Origin of the sequence: Pseudomonas defluvii (genome assembly GCF_001695625.1) — a bacterium.
Classification (GTDB): domain Bacteria; phylum Pseudomonadota; class Gammaproteobacteria; order Pseudomonadales; family Pseudomonadaceae; genus Aquipseudomonas; species Aquipseudomonas defluvii.
The window spans coordinates 1-248 of the sequence record NZ_MBPN01000365.1; the positions used below are offsets into that span (position 1 = coordinate 1).

1 protein-coding gene is annotated in these 248 nt (G+C 62.1%); it reads right to left on the minus strand.

The genetic code is table 11. The features are described from left to right. Window positions 1-27: 27 nt before the first annotated feature. Window positions 28-248: hypothetical protein (locus EKA13_RS28205; protein ID WP_218060863.1), on the minus strand; the 221-nt coding region annotated here is incomplete at its 5' end.

Sequence of the window (248 nt, forward strand, 5' to 3'; positions counted from 1 at the left end):
TGCGAGGCATCCATGCCTCGCACCCCACTACGCGACGGCTCCACTCAGCCTCCTGAAGGGACATCCTGCAGCGCCTGCCACTGCGCGCACTGACAAACAAAGCCCACGCAGGAAATCGACGCTATCCATCAAGGCGCCAACCTTGGCGCCAATGCTTTTCCATACGCTGACCTCGCAGGCGCCGCCAAATTGTCCCTTCAGGAGGTCGAACGCAGGCAGTGCGTAGTCGGGTGCCAGGCAAGGATGCC